We start from the raw sequence: 461 nt of genomic DNA on the forward strand, positions 1-461 counted from the left end.
CGGGGACGGCCAGGATGAACTCGAGCTTGCGGCCGCCCTGATCGGCGAGCGTGGTGAGGGTATCGATATTGTCGAGGCTCAGCAGCCCTCGGTCGGCGACGAGGATCACCCGCTGCACCGGGAAACGCTGCAGGACGGTGGTCAGCATGGCCTGCAGCGTCTTCGTCTCGGCCACATTGCCCGGGTGGACGGTGTGCATGAGCGGCAAGCCGTCCGCCGTCTGGACCACGCCCAGCACGAACTGCCGGGCGATGCCGCCCTTTTCCTTGTTCATGCCGAAGGCGCGGAGATCGTCATCCACCTCGCCTTCCCCATGGATGCGCACGGTGGTGAGGTCGTAGAAGACCACCGCCAGATCCCGATCGACCAGCGGGCGGATCTGCTTCGCCATCTCGATCTCGACCCGCTCGGCGTGATCCATCAGCGCGTCCATCGCGCGCAGCAGATGCTGATGCGTGACC

At 65.9% G+C, this 461-nt stretch carries 1 protein-coding gene; it reads right to left on the bottom strand.

Features of this window, described 5'->3' with window-relative positions; all coding sequences use genetic code 11:
• Nucleotides 1–461: IS1634 family transposase (locus FG154_RS20790; RefSeq protein ID WP_145112073.1), on the bottom strand; the 461-nt coding region annotated here is incomplete at both ends.

The sequence above is a fragment of the Cereibacter sediminicola genome, from assembly GCF_007668225.1.
Lineage (GTDB): Bacteria > Pseudomonadota > Alphaproteobacteria > Rhodobacterales > Rhodobacteraceae > Cereibacter_A > Cereibacter_A azotoformans.